Origin of the sequence: Streptomyces sp. NPDC093149 (assembly GCF_044754145.1) — a bacterium.
Classification (GTDB): Bacteria; Actinomycetota; Actinomycetes; order Streptomycetales; family Streptomycetaceae; genus Streptomyces.
This window is the reverse complement of sequence record NZ_JBIVON010000001.1, coordinates 614,943-630,867: the sequence shown is the minus strand read 5'-3', so window position 1 is coordinate 630,867 and position 15,925 is coordinate 614,943. Positions and strand designations below refer to the sequence as shown.

General features: G+C 69.8%; 14 protein-coding genes and 1 riboswitch. Of the genes, 11 read left to right on the top strand and 3 right to left on the bottom strand.

Translation table 11 applies throughout. The features are described from left to right. Positions 1–148 precede the first annotated feature (148 nt). A riboswitch (cyclic di-AMP (ydaO/yuaA leader) is annotated at positions 149–314 on the top strand. Between the two features lie 6 nt (positions 315–320). From ACIQCZ_RS03080 to ACIQCZ_RS03065, 4 genes are all read left to right on the top strand, one after another. Next, positions 321–1,469: an NlpC/P60 family protein gene (locus ACIQCZ_RS03080; protein ID WP_402279067.1), complete on the top strand. Its 1,149-nt coding sequence runs from the start codon at positions 321–323 to the stop codon at positions 1,467–1,469. A gap of 713 nt (positions 1,470–2,182) precedes the next feature. Next, positions 2,183–2,992 carry an ABC transporter ATP-binding protein gene (locus tag ACIQCZ_RS03075; protein ID WP_402279065.1) on the top strand — a complete coding sequence of 270 codons (810 nt, stop codon included), beginning with the start codon at positions 2,183–2,185 and terminating at the stop codon, positions 2,990–2,992. Beyond that, positions 2,989–3,750 (top strand): ABC transporter permease, encoded by a 762-nt coding sequence (locus tag ACIQCZ_RS03070; protein ID WP_376220103.1) that lies wholly within the window; start codon positions 2,989–2,991, stop codon positions 3,748–3,750. Before ACIQCZ_RS03075 ends, ACIQCZ_RS03070 begins: the two co-directional genes overlap by 4 nt. 15 nt (positions 3,751–3,765) lie before the next feature. Next, a complete protein-coding gene (locus ACIQCZ_RS03065; RefSeq protein ID WP_402279062.1) occupies positions 3,766–4,557 on the top strand; it encodes a MerR family transcriptional regulator in 792 nt (263 codons plus the stop codon). Between the two features lie 377 nt (positions 4,558–4,934). Here ACIQCZ_RS03065 and ACIQCZ_RS03060 read toward each other — a convergent pair whose 3' ends face one another. Continuing rightward, complete coding sequence (locus tag ACIQCZ_RS03060) at positions 4,935–5,288, bottom strand: hypothetical protein (protein WP_351074474.1); 354 nt, start codon at positions 5,286–5,288, stop codon at positions 4,935–4,937. A 355-nt stretch (positions 5,289–5,643) separates the two neighbouring features. Between ACIQCZ_RS03060 and ACIQCZ_RS03055 the strand changes: the two genes are divergently transcribed. The 7 genes from ACIQCZ_RS03055 to ACIQCZ_RS03025 all read left to right on the top strand — a co-directional run bounded on the left by ACIQCZ_RS03055 (position 5,644) and on the right by ACIQCZ_RS03025 (position 13,697). Then, positions 5,644–6,690, top strand: a complete 1,047-nt coding sequence (locus ACIQCZ_RS03055) for an NlpC/P60 family protein (RefSeq protein WP_402279060.1) — start codon at positions 5,644–5,646, stop codon at positions 6,688–6,690. Between the two features lie 261 nt (positions 6,691–6,951). After that, positions 6,952–7,890, top strand: coding sequence for a polyphosphate polymerase domain-containing protein (locus tag ACIQCZ_RS03050; protein ID WP_402279058.1), 939 nt, complete (start codon positions 6,952–6,954; stop codon positions 7,888–7,890). After that, on the top strand, positions 7,887–8,570 hold the full coding sequence (locus tag ACIQCZ_RS03045; protein ID WP_402279056.1) for a DUF4956 domain-containing protein: 684 nt from the start codon (positions 7,887–7,889) through the stop codon (positions 8,568–8,570). Before ACIQCZ_RS03050 ends, ACIQCZ_RS03045 begins: the two co-directional genes overlap by 4 nt. After that, a complete protein-coding gene (locus ACIQCZ_RS03040) occupies positions 8,570–10,369 on the top strand; it encodes a CotH kinase family protein (RefSeq protein ID WP_402279054.1) in 1,800 nt (599 codons plus the stop codon). Before ACIQCZ_RS03045 ends, ACIQCZ_RS03040 begins: the two co-directional genes overlap by 1 nt. A gap of 175 nt (positions 10,370–10,544) precedes the next feature. Beyond that, positions 10,545–11,297, top strand: coding sequence for a response regulator transcription factor (locus ACIQCZ_RS03035; protein WP_402279052.1), 753 nt, complete (start codon positions 10,545–10,547; stop codon positions 11,295–11,297). Then, on the top strand, positions 11,294–12,871 hold the full coding sequence (locus ACIQCZ_RS03030) for a sensor histidine kinase (protein ID WP_402279050.1): 1,578 nt from the start codon (positions 11,294–11,296) through the stop codon (positions 12,869–12,871). Before ACIQCZ_RS03035 ends, ACIQCZ_RS03030 begins: the two co-directional genes overlap by 4 nt. Continuing rightward, entirely contained in the window at positions 12,840–13,697 is an 858-nt protein-coding gene (locus ACIQCZ_RS03025; RefSeq protein ID WP_402279048.1) for a fumarylacetoacetate hydrolase family protein, read from the top strand. The genes ACIQCZ_RS03030 and ACIQCZ_RS03025 overlap by 32 nt, the downstream gene beginning before the upstream one ends. Before the next feature lie 241 nt (positions 13,698–13,938). Here ACIQCZ_RS03025 and ACIQCZ_RS03020 read toward each other — a convergent pair whose 3' ends face one another. After that, complete coding sequence (locus tag ACIQCZ_RS03020) at positions 13,939–14,634, bottom strand: LuxR C-terminal-related transcriptional regulator (RefSeq protein WP_402279046.1); 696 nt, start codon at positions 14,632–14,634, stop codon at positions 13,939–13,941. Continuing rightward, positions 14,618–15,916: a PspC domain-containing protein gene (locus tag ACIQCZ_RS03015; protein WP_402279044.1), complete on the bottom strand. Its 1,299-nt coding sequence runs from the start codon at positions 15,914–15,916 to the stop codon at positions 14,618–14,620. Before ACIQCZ_RS03015 ends, ACIQCZ_RS03020 begins: the two co-directional genes overlap by 17 nt. Positions 15,917–15,925 lie beyond the last annotated feature (9 nt).

Below are 15,925 nucleotides of genomic sequence, written 5' to 3'. Positions count from 1 at the left end.
CGGGCCGCGGCCACGCTCGCCACCCCCGCCCCACAGAGGTCACGAAAACGTATCGGGCATATCGAACATCGACCTTCACAGCGGCACCACGGGTTGGCTACGGTGCTCGACCGGGTGGCCCGTACCCCCTGAGGCGAACCACGCCGAGCGGGCTCCCGCGCCGAATCCGGGCTGCCCTCACGGACGTCCGGAGCCGGGGACCCATACGCGTCACCGGGGTGAATCGGTCCTTATCCCCCACTCGGACCGTAGGGCAGCCTCCCGTTCCGCCCGAACCCGACAGCTGACCCGGCAGGCGGTCCACGGAAGGAGATGCCGTCTTGGCATCGCATCGCAAACCGCGTACCCGGGTGCGCACCACCACACCGGCCGTCGGTCTCACGACGGCCGCGCTGGCGTCCGTGACCCTGCTCTCCACGCAGAGCGCCACGGCGGCCCCCGCTCCGAAGCCCGGCATCGAGGACGTCCAGAAGAAGGTCGACGACCTCTACCGGGAGGCGGGCACCGCGACCCAGCGGTACAACCAGGCGAAGGAGGCCTCCGCCGCCCAGCGCGCCGAGGTGGACGCTCTCCTGGACGACGTGGCGAAGCGCGCCGACGAACTCAATGAGGCCCGCAGAACGCTCGGCGCCTACGCGGCCGCGCAGTACCGCACCGGGTCCCTCACGCCGAGCGCCACATTCTTCCTGGCCGACGACCCCCAGTCGTACTTCGACCAGAGCCAGCTGATGAACCGGATGACCGCTCAGCAGCAGAAGGCGGTCACGGACTTCCGCGCCCAGCAGGCGAAGGCCTCGAAGAAGCGCGCCGAAGCGGTGCGCAGCCTGGAGACGCTGACCACGACGCAGGCCACGCTGCGCACCAGCAAGCAGAACGTCCAGCAGAAGCTGGGCGAGGCGCGGACGATGCTGTCGAAGCTGACCGCCGAGGAGAAGGCGCGGCTCGCGGCGCTGGAGCGGAAGAAGGAGGCGGAGGCCGAGCGCAAGGCGGAGGAACTGGCGCGGCAGCAGGCCGCCGCCAAGGCGGAGGCGGACCGCAAGGCCGAGGAGGCCGCGAAGGCGGCGGGATCCGGCAGCGGTACGGGGGCGGGAGCCGGGACCGGCTCGGACAGCAGCGCCACCACCAAGGCGGAGAAGGTCCTCGCCTTCGCCAGGGCCCAGCTGGGCAAGCCGTACGTCTGGGGCGCGACGGGCCCGTCCTCGTACGACTGCTCCGGACTCACCCAGGCCGCGTGGAAGGCCGCGGGAGTCGACATCCCGCGCACCACCTGGGACCAGGTGAAGATCGGCACCAAGGTCGCCACGGCGGATCTGCGTCCGGGCGATCTCGTCTTCTTCTACGACGACATCAGCCACGTCGGCATCTACAAGGGCGACGGAATGATGATCCACGCGCCGAAGCCGGGCGCGAACGTACGCGAGGAGTCGATCTACTACATGCCGATCTACGGCAGCGTGCGGCCGGCCTAAGGGCTGGGCCGTGATCCGCGGTGGATCAGCGCGCGGCGTCGGATGCGGTGCATCGCAAGGCGGAGGGGCTTGCGCGTACTGGATGTATGTGGACGTTCCGACAACGCGGCGAGGTGCCATAGCTGTCGTCGTGCGCCCGCCGGGGATTACGGGTCAGCCCTTAGGCCCGCTCTTCGCTTGTAAGGCTGCTTCAGACCTGTCGGATTCTCAGCGTTCTGTCGTCGACTTGTCGTCTGCGACAGAACGCTGAGAATCGCTCCGTAGAGTGCACGACACGTGTCCCGGTTGCGGCTGCCGGCCACGCCGCCTGCTCTCGGGCCGCACCCGCCCCCATCCGGCAGGAATCCGTATCACCCGCCGCGGTGACAACCCGCCCTGCGGCACGGATCTCCGCATCGCCCCAGCGAACCGACTCCCCGGCAACAGCCCTCTGTTGTACTCGGTGCTGGTCCGGGCGGCAGGCTGCCGTGCAGATCGTCCGGCAGGGCGGTTTCGGGGTTCTCCACTCGTTGTAGCCGGTGCTGCTCCTACGATCCGGCCCGTGACGGACCCCGACTCCGAAAGCTGGACCAGGTGCGAGCGCGCACCGGCGCCAGCGATCGGGATGCCGTGGTCGGGGCCGGCTTGACCTTGACGCTGGGTCAACCCTCCATCCTTCCGGCAGGAGCTTCCTCACAGCCGACTGGAAAGCTCCGCGAAGGAGGCAGATGACCATGGTGACCCAATCGATCGCCGGTCCGGCGATTCGCGTGCGGGGTCTGGAGAAGTCGTACGGGAAGCTCGAAGTGCTGCGCGGCGTGGACTTCGACGTGACACAGGGCGACATCTTCGCCCTGCTCGGCTCCAACGGGGCGGGCAAGACCACGACCGTGAGGATCCTCGCCACGCTCCTGAAGGCCGACGCGGGGACAGCCGGCGTCCAAGACTTCGACGTCGCCACGCAACCGGCGAAGGTGCGGGAGTCCATCAGCCTCACCGGGCAGTTCGCGGCCGTCGACGAGATCCTCAGCGGTCGGGAGAACCTCGTACTCGTCGCCCGACTGCGCCACCTCAACGACCCGGGCACTGTCGCGGATGACCTGCTGAGGCGCTTCTCGCTGACCGAATCCGGCACGCGGCAGGTGTCCACGTATTCCGGCGGGATGCGCCGTCGGCTGGACATCGCGATGAGCCTCATCGGGAATCCGTCGGTGATCTTCCTGGACGAGCCGACGGCCGGGCTCGATCCCGAGGCGCGCATTGAGGTGTGGGATGCGGTCAAGGAGCTCGCCGGCCATGGAACGACGGTGCTGCTCACCACGCAGTATCTGGACGAGGCCGAGCAACTGGCCGACCGGATAGCAATCCTCCACCAGGGTCGGATCATCGTGAACGGCACCCTCGCCGAGCTCAAGCAACTCTTCCCGCCTGCCAAGGTCGAGTACGTCGAGAAGCAGCCGACCCTGGAGGAGATCTTCCTCGCGGTCATCGGCAACGGCGACAAGAGCGACACCACCGGCACGACAACTGGGGGACAAGGATGACCGCGTACTTCTTCAGTGACACTGCCGCGCTCACGGGGCGGACCCTGCGCCATGTCACACGCAGCATGGACACCATCATCACGACCGCCATCACGCCGGTCGCCATGATGCTGATGTTCGTCTACGTGTTCGGCGGCGCCATTGATACCGGGTCGGTTTCGTACGTGAACTACATGCTGCCCGGCATCCTGCTCATGACCATCGCGTCGGGCATCTCCTACACGGCATACCGGCTGTTCACCGATGTGAAGAGCGGGATCTTCGAGCGATTCCAGTCCATGCCGATCGCGCGGTCAGGTGTGCTGTGGGCGCATGTCGTCACCTCTCTGGTCGCCAACCTGATCGCGCTCGTGCTCGTCGTGGGCGTCGCTGTGCTCATGGGCTTCCGCTCGGGGGCAGGAGTGTCGGCATGGCTTGCGGTCGCAGGCATCCTGCTCTTGTTCACCCTGGCGCTGACCTGGCTCGCCGTGATCCCCGGGCTCTCCGCATCGTCGGTCGAGGGAGCGGGCGCGTTCGCCTACCCGCTCATCTTCCTGCCGTTCGTCAGCTCGGCGTTCGTGCCCACAAAGACGATGCCCGGCCCGGTGCGCTGGTTCGCCGAGAACCAGCCGGTGACGTCGATCGTCAACACGATCCGCGGCCTGTTCGCCCAGCGGGCGGTCGGCGACGACATCTGGACCGCCCTCGCCTGGTGCGTCGGCATCCTCGTCGTGGCGTACGTCTTCGCGATGGCCGCCTATCGCCGGAAGATCGCCTGAGGCAGTCTGAGACCCATGCTCACCATCAGCCAGCTTGCGGCGTACGCCGGGGTGACGGTGCGGGCGGTACGCCATTACCACAAGGTCGGGCTGCTGCCCGAGCCCGAGCGCGACCGGTCCGGGTACCGGATCTACGATGCCGCCGCGGTCGTGCGACTGATCCGGATCCGCACCCTGGCTGATGCGGGCGTGCCGCTGGCCAGGGTGCAGGAACTCCTCGATGCCGACCCGGAGGATTTCACCGGCGGTGTCCAGGAGATCGACAAGGATCTGCGCGCCGAGATCCGGCGGCTGCAGAACACCCGCAGCCGGCTCGCCCGGCTCGCCGCCGGAGAGCACCTGGCGCTTCCGCAGAGCGTCGTGGGCTACCTCGACCGACTGCGCGGTCTCGGCGTCGGGGAGCGGTACATCGAGCTGGAGCGGGATGCGTGGATCATGATCGCCGCGCAGGTGCCGGACCTGATCGACTCCGTGATGACCAAGAAACACGAGGAGCTGGACGACCCCGACATGGTGAGGCTCTACGGCTTCTTCACCGGGGAGCCCGACTGGCTGGCCGACGATCCACGGATCGTCGAGGTCGCCAACGTCCTGGAGCGCCTGATGATTCGCGCCGTGGAGGCCGGCGAGGCGGGTGCCGACGGCTTCGACGATCAGTTCGTCGCCCTGATGGACTCAACCATGCTTGAGTCCGCACCGGGCGCCGAACTGGTGCTGGCGATTCTGAAGGAGCGTGGCTGGAGTGGCTGGACCCGCATCGAGCGAGTACCTGCCGACAGGCTCAACGCTGAGCTGCCGCCGTCTTGAAGGCAGGTCAGGGTCCTGGTGTGACGTCGTCCAGGGTGCTCGTGCCGGCTGTCCTATCGCCTCTTGGGCCAGCCCAACGGCCTGGCCACCGCCAGGGACCGGACACGGCAATGAGAAAGCCGCGCGGACAAATCGATGAGAAGTGATGACGAACGCCCGGCCCACGGGAACCCGACCGGACAAGAATGCTGAGAACCTACATCGCTCCCCCGCGGTCGGCGCGTGGGACGGTCCACGCGCCGGCCGGGCCGGGCACCGCCCCGGCGCCGTGCCGGTCGCGATCCGCAGACCTCGGGGCGCGACACTCGAAGCTCAGGACTCGGGACCCGGACCGCGGCCCCCGGCCGCCGGGCCGCGGTCCGCAGGTCCTCGGGCCCTCAGGTCCAGAGCGTGGCGATGAAGATGTTGGCGAGCGTCAGCCCGCCCACCGCCGCGAAGGCGCCCTTGTCGACCTTCTCCTCGTCCCGCTTGACGTAAACGAGTGCGAGGATGACGACCAGGAGCAGCAGCTTGACCCCGATCTTGATGTTGTTCACGTGGTGGCCGTCGGCCTCGTTGAGCCCGACCAGCGCGACCCCGGTGACCAGCATCGTCAGCGCGCCGTGCAGCATCGCCGGGACGAACCGGGCCGTGCCCGCGCCCATCGCCTTCATCTGGGTCAGGAAACCGCCCAGCAGCGAGGCGATGCCGATGATGTGCAGGGCGACGAAGACATGAATGAGTACGTCCATGAGGCCGCAGCCTAGCCCCGCCCATATCACCACTCCGCAGGCAGGTGCGGCTTCCTGGCGCTTCACTCGTGTCTGCACCAATTGCCTGACTCTGTTGTCATTTTTCCGGTCAGATACAGACAACGCCGCGCCAAATTCGGGCAATAAGCGTCATTACGACTCTTACCTGTGCCCCGGGTTTAGCGTCCCTGAGCAGGTGACCGTCTTCACAGCCGCTCCGCCCCCGGACGGCACGCCGGTCACCCCGCCGGGATCCGGCGGTGGGCCGCCCGGCTGTGGGTGACCCGCCACCGGATCCCGGGCGGGCCCGCCGGTAGTCCCCGTCGGGCAGTCGCCAGGAAGGACGCACGCCCCCGTGGCAGCGCATCGGAAACCCAAGCAGCGCCCGTACACCGGCTCTGCTGCCCGCACCGCAGCCACCCTCGCCTTCGCCGGGGCCGCCACCGCTGCCGCTCTGCCAGGCTCCGCGCACGCCGACCCCCAGCGCACCCCCGCCCAGGTCAGGTCCGAGGTGGACCGGCTGTACCACGACGCGGAAGTCGCCACCGAGCAGTACAACGGCGCGAAGGAGAAGGCCACCGCCGCCGCCGAGGCCGTCGACACCCTGCGTGACGAGGCCGCCCGCCGGACCGAGCGCCTCAACGCCTCGCGCGACGCGCTGGGTTCGCTCGCCGCCGCGCAGTACCGCACGGGCGGCCTCGACCCCGCGCTGCAACTGGCGCTCTCCTCCGATCCCGACCAGTATCTGGAGCGCGCGTCGTACGTGGACCGGATCAGCGACCGACAGGCCGCCGAGGTCGACACGGTGGAGCGGCAGGTCGCCAGGATCGCCCAGCTGCGCTCCCAGGCCAAGGGAGAGCTGGCCGCGCTGGCGTCGCGCCAGGCCGAGCTGAAGAAGCACAAGGCGACGGTCAGGGCCAAGCTGGCCGACGCGCAGCGGCTCCTCGCCACCCTGTCCCCGGCCGAGCGCAGCGCCTACGAGGCCTCGGACGGCGCGCGTTCCGCAGGCCGTGCCGACCGGGGCACCGCGCGCGGCCCCGTCCTCGCCCCCAACGCCCGTGCCGCCGCAGCCGTGGCGTTCGCGTTCGGAGCACTCGGCAAACCGTACGTCTGGGGCGCGACCGGCCCGTCCTCGTTCGACTGCTCCGGGCTCACCCAGGCCGCCTGGCGGTCCGCCGGCGTCTCGCTCCCCCGGACCACGTACACCCAGATCAACGCCGGACAGCACATCTCGCGCTCCGAGCTGGCCCCGGGCGACCTGGTGTTCTTCTACTCCGGCGTCAGCCACGTCGGGCTCTACATCGGCAACGGCCAGATGATCCACGCCCCGCGCCCGGGAGCGCCGGTCCGGATCGCACCGGTCGACCAGATGCCCTTCGCCGGAGCGACCCGGGTGGCGTAGTACCTCTCCCGGCGGCGGGCGAGCGGCCTCCGGCTGCTCGCCCGCTCCCACCTGTCCGGTGCTCCTCCGCTCGGCAGGCGTGCTCCGGCGCCGGAAACTTCCCGCCGCCGTATCGGGCCAGCGGCCCGTGGTCGCCCGGCGTTCATTTTCCCGTCTCTTCGAAGACTCCTGAAATCAACCCGTGATTCTCATGGGCTCTTCATGCGCCGTTGGTTGCGTGTGCGAGGCCGGTCGGTCCGCAACGTATGAGCAAGGAGGCGCATGGTGTTCCTGTCCAAGGCAGCCGGGGCGCGCGAGGGCCGGGCAGATGGGGCCCGGACGGACGACAGCGGGGGCGGGGCGAGCGAGGAGCCGTTGCATGTGGCCAGTCGGCTGCACGCGTTCAACCGGTTCGAGCTGAAGTACCTGGTCCCGGTGGAACAGGCCGCGGAGATCCGTGACGAGCTGGCCGAGCGGATGGACCAGGACCTGCACAGCCCGGTCGGTGGCTACGGCGTGTGGAGCCTGTACTACGACACTCCTCGACTCCGTTTCTACTGGGAGAAGATCGAGGGTCTGAAGTTCCGCCGCAAGCTGCGCATCCGTCACTACGGAAACCTCGACGGGGTCACCGACGAGTCGCCGGTCTGTGTCGAGATCAAGCAGCGCGTCAACCGGGTCACACAGAAGCGACGCATCACCCTTCCCTACGGCGTGGCACGACAGTTGTGCGACGCGCGGCAGATGGTGGACCACTCGCCGAAGGAGAGCGCCTTCGTCCAGGAGGTCCTCGAACTGGTCGTGCGGCTCGACCTGCAGCCCACCGCCATCACCGGCTACCAGCGCGAAGCCCTGGTCGGGCGGGCCGCGGACACCGGCCTGCGGGTCACCTTCGACCGCCGTATCCGCGGCCGGGACCGGGACTTCCACTTCGGCACCGCCACGCCGGAGAACCGGTTCACGATCCCGCCGCACCTGTCGGTCATGGAGATCAAGGTCAACGAGCGCACCCCGCACTGGATCACCGACCTGGCCGCGCGGCGCAACCTCAGCCTCATCCGGGTCTCCAAGTACGTGCAGTCCATCGAGGCGTTCGACCTGGCCCCCCGCTCGGTCTTCCACATCAACGAGGCGGACTACCCGCCGCCCACCCCCACTGAAGAACAGCCGCTTCCACAGCGGCCGGCGCAGGACGCGCCGTTGAAGGCAGGAGCAAAGTGAACTTCGATCTCGATCTGCAGGAACTCAGCGGCACGTTCAGCGTGGCCGATGTCGTGGCGGCGATGGCGCTGTCGTTCATCCTGTCCACGCTGATCGGCTACGTGTACCGGTACACGCACCGCAATGTGTCCTACAGCCAGTCCTACGTGCAGACCCTGGTCGTCGTCGGCATGATCGTCGCCTTGATCATGCTGGTCGTCGGCTCGAACCTCGCCCGCGCGTTCTCGCTCGTCGGCGCCTTGTCCGTGGTCCGCTTCAGGAACGCGGTCAAGGAGACCAGGGACGTCGGCTTCATCTTCCTCGCCATGGCGATCGGCATGGCCTGCGGTGCCCGCTTCTACACGCTGGCCGCGGTCGGCGCCGTCGTGATCTGCGCCGTCGTCCTGGTGATGTTCAAGTTCGACTGGTTCGCGCTGAACGTGCAGCGACAGGTCGTCAAGGTCCAGGTCCCGGCCGGCGACGACTACACGCCGCAGATCCGTGACGTGCTGATCAAGTACACCAGCGAGTTCGAGCTGGTGAGCACGGAGACGATACGCGGCGGGGCACTGAGCGAGGTCTTCTACACGGTGCGCCTGAAGAAGGGAGCCGAGCCCGGCGACCTGGTCGCTGCGCTGCAGGAACGTACGTCCGGCCAGCGGGTCACGGTTCTGACCGGTTACGACACGACGGATCTGTGATGAGCGGCGAGACCACCGCGCAGCGCGGGCGACGGCTGCGGGACCGGCTGCCCGTCCGGCTGCGTCACCACTGGAAGCCGACCGCGGCGCTGGGCGTCGGGCTCGCCGCGATGGTCGCCTTCCTCGGCGACGCGCGGATATCCCCGTACGTGACGTCGTCCTCGCGGGCCGAGGCGGACGCCATCACCGACGACGTCGAGGGAACGGTGGACCTGTACGACACCTCGGTGTCGCACTCGATCCAGCTCACCTACGAGCAGACCGACTTCAACAAGATGATGAAGGAGTTCAAGAAGGACGGCACCAAGGACTACATCGAGGCCGACCTGATCATCGACGGCGTCCACCTCAATGACGTCGGGATCCGCCTCAAAGGAAACTCCACATTGTCGTCCCTGCGCGGCAACAAGGGCATGCCCGGTGGCGGCCGGGCCCTGCCCGATGCCGCGCAGGGCGCTCCGGCCGGCGCCCCCGGCGAGGCCGGAGGCCGGGACCGCGGCCAGGGCCGGAAGGCGGGCGGCGGTCCCGGCGGAGCCGGCGGCATGGCAGGGATGGCCGGGATGGTGCAGTACGACCTCTCCGCGAAGAAACCCGAGGAACTGCCCTGGCTCGTCAAGGTCGACGAGTACGTCGGAGGCCGTGCCTACCAGGGCGAGCGGGAGATCTCGCTGCGCCCCGGCAGCAACAGCCAGGTGCCCCTCAACGAGGCACTGACGCTGTCCCTGACCGAGGAGAGCGGGCAGAAGGCCGAGCGGTACAGCTTCACCGAGCTGAAGGTGAACAACCGGCCCGCCGCCACCCGCCTCATGGTCGAGGCACCCGACACCGACTACGCCGACGACATCGCCGACGGCAACGGCGTGCTGTACAAGTCCAAGGCGAGCGGCAACTTCGATTACCACGGTGACGACCCCACCGAGTACGAGAGTTCCTTCAAGCAGCTCAACAAGAAGGGCAGCCAGGACCTCGAACCGGTGATGAAGCTCATCAAGTGGGCCAACAACGCCTCGGACAAGGAGTTCGCCCGGGATCTCGGCAAGTACGTCGATGTCGACTCGCTGGCCACCTACCTCGCCACGCAGAACCTGCTGCTGAACTTCGACGACATGGCCGGCCCCGGCAAGAACTACCTGTTGTGGTACGACCTGGACACCAGGAAGTTCTCCGTTCTGGGCTGGGACTACAACCTGACCTTCAGCGGGGACACGGCGGCCGGGCCGGACGACTCGATCGGCATGGGCGGCATGCCGGGCGGCGACGCGGGCGCCGGGGGCAAGGCCGACGACAGCACCGCCGACGGCAAGGAGAGCGACGCGCAGCAGCCACCCGCAGGCGGTGCAGCGCCCTCCGGCGCCCCGTCCGGCGCGCCGCAGGGCCGGCCCGACGCGATGCCCAGCGGCATGCCCGAAGGAATGCCGGAAGGAATGCCGGAAGGGATGCCCGAGGGAATGCCGGAAGGTATGCCTGGCGGGGCGGCGGGCGGCCCCGGCCAGGCAATGCCCGGTCAAGCGGGCGGTCCGGACGCGAAGGGGGGCAAGGGGGGCTTCATGCAGCACGTCCTGAAGACCAAGTTCCTCGAGTCCGACGCCTTCGACGGCGTCTACAAGAAGGCGTACCGGGAGCTGTACGAGAAGTTCTACGGCTCGGGCACGGCGGCAGAGGAACTGAAGGCCGTCGCGGAGCAGGCACGCTCCACGGGCGCCGGCTCCAAGGAACTGGACAGCGCCGTGGCCAAGCTCGAAAAGACCGTCAGCGACCGCGCCGCAGCCCTGGCCGAGGACAAGGAGGCGACCGGCTGAGAACTCCGGCGTCCCGGGCCGCCTCTGTTCCCGGAGGCGGCCCGGGATGCCAGGACATGGGCGTTCACGGAAGATCCACACCCTTCACGCACAGGATTCCTCTTTACTGTCGCGCCACACGACCAGGACTCGCCCTGCCACAGCTCCACCTGTCCGTACCCCGAGGTGCCAGAACGTGATCGACCAGCACACCCTCACGCGCACACCCGCCGCCAGGCACACCGTCCTGGTCGTGGAGGACGACGCCAGCATCCGTACCCTGCTCACCTCCGCGCTCAGCGCGGCCGGCTATGCCGTGGCGAGCGCGGCCGGCGGACAGGAAGCCATGTTCGAGGCCGGCAAGCGCCGACCCGACCTGATCGTCCTGGACGTCATGCTGCCCGACACCGACGGCTTCCAACTCACCCGCGACCTGCGCGCGCAGGGTGTCTACACACCGGTGCTGTTCCTCACCGCCCGCAGCGGTGTCGAGGACCGCATCATCGGCCTGAGTTCCGGCGGCGACGATTACGTGACCAAGCCCTTCCACGTCCAGGAGGTGCTGCTGCGCATCCGCGCCATCCTGCGCCGCAGCAGCGCACCCGCTTCCACCACCGGCACCCGCCCACCCCTGCGCTACGCCGACCTCACCCTGGACGAGGCCACCCACGAAGTACGGCGCGCGGGCCGCCCGCTGAAGCTGTCGCCGACCGAATTCCGGCTCCTGGCCTGCCTGCTGACCCACCCCGAGCGTGTTCTGGACAAGGCCGAGATCCTTCAGCAGGTCTGGCAGTACGACTTCTCCGGCGACACCCGCATCGTCGACACCTACGTCAAGAACCTGCGTCGCAAGATCGACCTCGATCCGCCGGCGCTGATCCACACCGTGCGCGGGGTCGGCTACTGCCTGCGGCTGCCGCGCGACGAGACACACACCGCCGCGCGATGAGGTGGCCACGCCGACTGCGCCCGCGCTCCCTGCGCAGCCGCCTCGTCCTCATCGCCGGCCTGCTGGCCACCAGCGCCGTCCTCCTGTGCCAGCTCGCCGGCCTGACCGTCCTGCGCGGCTGGCTCACCGACCAGGTCGACGACCGGCTCTCCCACTTCCGGCCCCCGGACCGCGTCTACGAAGACATCGCCGTGGACGGAACGCTACGGCCGCCGACCTCGGAGAACGCGCTGCCCTCGGACTATCGCGTCTTCTTCTACGACGAGGACGGACGCCTGCTGCGTGCCTCCCTGGGAAGCGGCGACGGTCCGGGGCCGCGGCTTCCCCGGCGGGCAGCCGACCTGGACCTGCCCACCGGGCGGCCGAGCACCGTTGCGAACGAGGGCGGTGCCACGGGGTCCGGCTGGCGGGTGATCGCCTACTTCGGGCCCGACCACATGCGTGCCGTCGTCGCCCTGCCGCTGGACACCGTGGACGGCGCCACCACCAAACTCCTCTGGCTCAGCCTCGGCCTGGGCGTCGCCGTCGCCGTCGGGGTCGTCGTCCTGGGCAACGGCGCCGTCCGCCTGGGACTGCGCCCGCTCACCCGCGTCGAGCACACCGCCCAGCACATCACCGAGGGCGCCCTGGAACTCAACGTCCCCGTGGCGGACCCGGACACCGAGGTCGGCCGACTCGGCCTGGCCCTCAACACCATGCTCGACCGCCTGCGCACCGCCCTGCACCGCACCGAGACCTCCGAACAGCAGCTGCGCCACTTCCTCGCGGACGCCGGCCACGAACTGCGCACCCCGCTCACCGCCGTCCAGGGCTTCGCCGAACTCCTCCTCGACGAACCCGGCATGCCCGGCCGGCAACGCCACGAGGCACACACCCTGATCGCCCGGAACGCCGACCGCATGAGCCGCCTCGTCGACGACCTGTTCCTCCTCGCCAAGCTCGGCGACACACCCGCCGCACACCGCGAACCCGTCGACCTCCTCTCCCTGGCGGCCGACGCCATCGCCACCACCGCGATACGCCACCCCCACCGCGCCATCACCCTGGAGCCACTCGCGGCCCACCCCGCCGGCCCCGAACGCGGCCTCGACATCATCGAGACACCCGGCGACCCCCACCAACTCGCCCAAGTGCTCGGCAATCTGCTCTCCAACGCCTGCACCCACACCCCCGCCGACAGCAGCGTCACCGTCAAAGTGGGCGCCACCCGCACCGGTGCGCGTACCGACGGCAGCCTCGGCAGCGGCCCGCCGCTGCCGCCCGGCACACCCGTCTGCGTCATCGAGGTCGCCGACAACGGCCCCGGCATCAAGCCGGACGACGCCCCCCACGTCTTCGACCGCTTCTACCGCGCGGCACCGCTCAGCCACCCCACCGAGCCCGGATCCGGACCCGAACCCGGATCCGGGCTCGGACTCGCCATCGCCGCCGCCATAGCGGCGGCGCACGGCGGACGCCTCGAACTGCACAACCGCCCCGGCGAAGGCTGCACCTTCCGCCTGCTCCTGCCCGAACCGACCACCGCGCCGAAGGACGACACCGATGAGGCTCACCACGATCCGAGTCACACGTGACCGCACCGCCGCCGCCCGCGTGGACAAGAAGCACCTCACGCTCCTGCCGCATCGCGACGTGGGCGCCCTGATCGCATCGGGCCCCGACTGGGCGGAACGCGCGGCAGCCCACGGCGGCGAACAGCTCCCGCTCCACGCGGCTACGACGGCAGAACCTCTGCTCACCCCGGCCAGAGTCATCCGCGCAGGGCCCAACTACCCCACCCGCACGAGGGAGTTGAATCAGCAGCGTCCCCCGGTCCCGTCCGTGAGCATCACCCGCCCGCACACCACGGCGGGCGCGAGGGCGACCGTCCCGCTCCCCACCCCGCACGCCCCCTGCCGGCGCATGGAGTGGGGCGTCGAACTCGGCGTCGTCGTCTCGCGCCACGCCCACCGCATCCCCACGGCCGCAGCCCTCCGTCACATCGCCGGATACGTCGTCATCAACCACCTGCGCGTCCTGGACGACTCCGAGGAACCGTCGGACTCCCGGTCCGCCCCACCGGCCCGTCCCGCCCGCTCCGTCCTCCTCATCGGGCCGGTCCTGGTCACTCCTGACCAGCTTCCGCCCGGCGGGCGAGGGCTGACCCTGACGGCCGCACTCGACGGCCGACCGGTCCAGAAGGCCAACACCTCCGAGCTGTACTTCGACGTCGCCACCCTCACCGCCCACGCCAGCACCGTGACCACCCTGCGCCCCGGCGATCTCATCACCACCGGCACGCCGGGCGGCACCCTCGGCCGGCCTCCCGCCCCCGGCCAGAACCTCAATGCCGCCATCAAGGGCCTGGGCGACATCGACACCGGCTTCACGGCTGCCGGCGCGCCCGGAACATGTACCTGACGGTCCGGCCCTTCGCCGGGTCCGTCCTGCCGCACGGTCAGGCCACGGCTGGTGGTGGCCCATGTCCCGGTGCCGGAGGGATCCGACACGAACGGGCGTTCTCGGTGGGCGAGCAGGGGGACGCGGCTCGACGGCGGGACGGATGGTGGCCCACGAGAGCCGTCCTGAGCCGGTCCGGACCGCGGCCGGCCGGCTCGGAGCCTGTCGGGCGACCTCCGGTCCGAGGTCACCCGGCAGGCTCTCAGACCAGCCGCCTCGCCGTCGCCCACCGGGTCAGCTCGTGCCGGTTCGACAGCTGGAGCTTGCGCAGCACCGCCGAGACGTGCGACTCGACCGTCTTCACCGAGATGAACAGCTGCTTGGCGATCTCCTTGTACGCGTAGCCGCGGGCGATCAGCCGCAGCACCTCGCGCTCGCGCTGCGTCAGCCGGTCCAGGTCCTCGTCGACCGGCGGCGCGTCCGTGGAGGCGAAGGCGTCGAGGACGAAGCCGGCCAGCCGGGGCGAGAACACCGCGTCGCCCTCCTGGACCCGGAAGACCGAGTCGACCAGGTCGGTGCCGGTGATCGTCTTGGTGACATAGCCGCGGGCGCCGCCGCGGATGACGCCGATGACGTCCTCGGCGGCGTCCGAGACGGACAGCGCCAGGAAACGGACCGGGTTCTCCACGGCGCCCATGAGCGGCGCGCAGCGGCGCAGCACCTCGACGCCGCCGCCGCCCGGCAGATGGACGTCGAGGAGGACGACCTCGGGGCGGGTCGCCGTGATGACGCCGACCGCCTGGTCGACGTCGGCGGCCTCGCCGACCACCTCGACGCCCGTCTCCTCGGTGCGGCCGATCTCGGCCTGGACGCCGGTGCGGAACATCCGGTGGTCGTCGACGAGCACGACCCGTACCCGGCGCTCCGGGCCCCCGGTCGCCTCAGTGGTCTTGGTCATCGCTCGCCCTCTCCATCTCCAGCTCGACCTCCGTGCCCCCGCCGGGCACCGAACGCAGTCGCGCGGTACCGCCGTTGCGCTGCATCCGGCCGATGATTGATTCTCGTACGCCCATTCTGTCCCCCGGGACGGAATCCAGGTCGAATCCCGGGCCCCGGTCGCGCACCGAGACGAAGACCGTGCGGCCCTCGACCTCCGCGTAGACCTGCACGGCGCCGCCCTCGCCGCCGTACTTGGCGGCATTGACCATCGCCTCGCGTGCGGCCTGCATCTGCGCGGCCAGCTTCTCGTCCAGCGGGCAGTCGCCGACGACGACGACCTCCAGCGGGACGCCGTGCTTGTCCTCGACCTCGGCGGCGGCGCGCTTGACCGCCTCGGCGAGGGTCTCGGGCTCGTCGTCCTCGTCCTTGCCGGTGCCCTCGGGGTTGTAGAGCCAGTTGCGCAGTTCGCGTTCCTGGGCGCGGGCCAGTCTGCGGACCTCGCCCGCGTCCTCGGCGTTGCGCTGGATCAGGGTGAGGGTGTGCAGCACCGAGTCATGGACATGGGCGGCGACCTCGGCGCGCTCCTGGGCCCGGATGCGCATCGTGCGTTCCTCGGAGAGGTCCTGGGTCATGCGCACGAGGTAGGGACCGGCCAGCAGCGCGATGCCGGTGAGGACGGCGATCGCGGCGGTCAGGACGTTGCCGAGCTGGGCCGCGGAGCCGCGTACCACCATGAAGACGGCCAGGCCCAGACCGACCAGGGCGACCCCGGCGAGGCCCCGGGCCAGATGCAGGACCCGGCGGCGGCTGCCGACCTCCATCCAGCGGGCGCGCCGGGCGTTGTCGGCCTGCCGCCACACCAGTACCGAACCGGCGCCGATCAGCAGCGTGGGCCAGATGTAGCGGTCGGCCTTGCTGCCCATGTCGACATTGCCGACGAAGATCATCGCGCCGAAGAACAGCGCGATGAGGGCGAAGACCTGGCCCTTGTCGGGTTTGCGGAGGCGGCGTCTGCCGTCCGGGGCGGTCTCGAAGACGGAGCGCGGTGGCTCCACGCCTCCGACGCCGAGCGGGACGACGATCCAGAACACGGCGTAGAGCAGCGCGCCGAGGCCGTCCGCGAAGAACAGGCCGAGGAAGACGAACCGCACCCAGGCGACGGGCAGCCCGAGGTGCCCGGCGAGGCCGCGCGCGACACCGCCGAGCAGCCGTCCGTCGGCGCTGCGGTACAGCTTGCGCAGCGGCGGCTCCTCCGGGTCGGCGTTGAGGGAGCTCGTGGCTCGGGACGTGGCGGCTGGCATGCACCGATC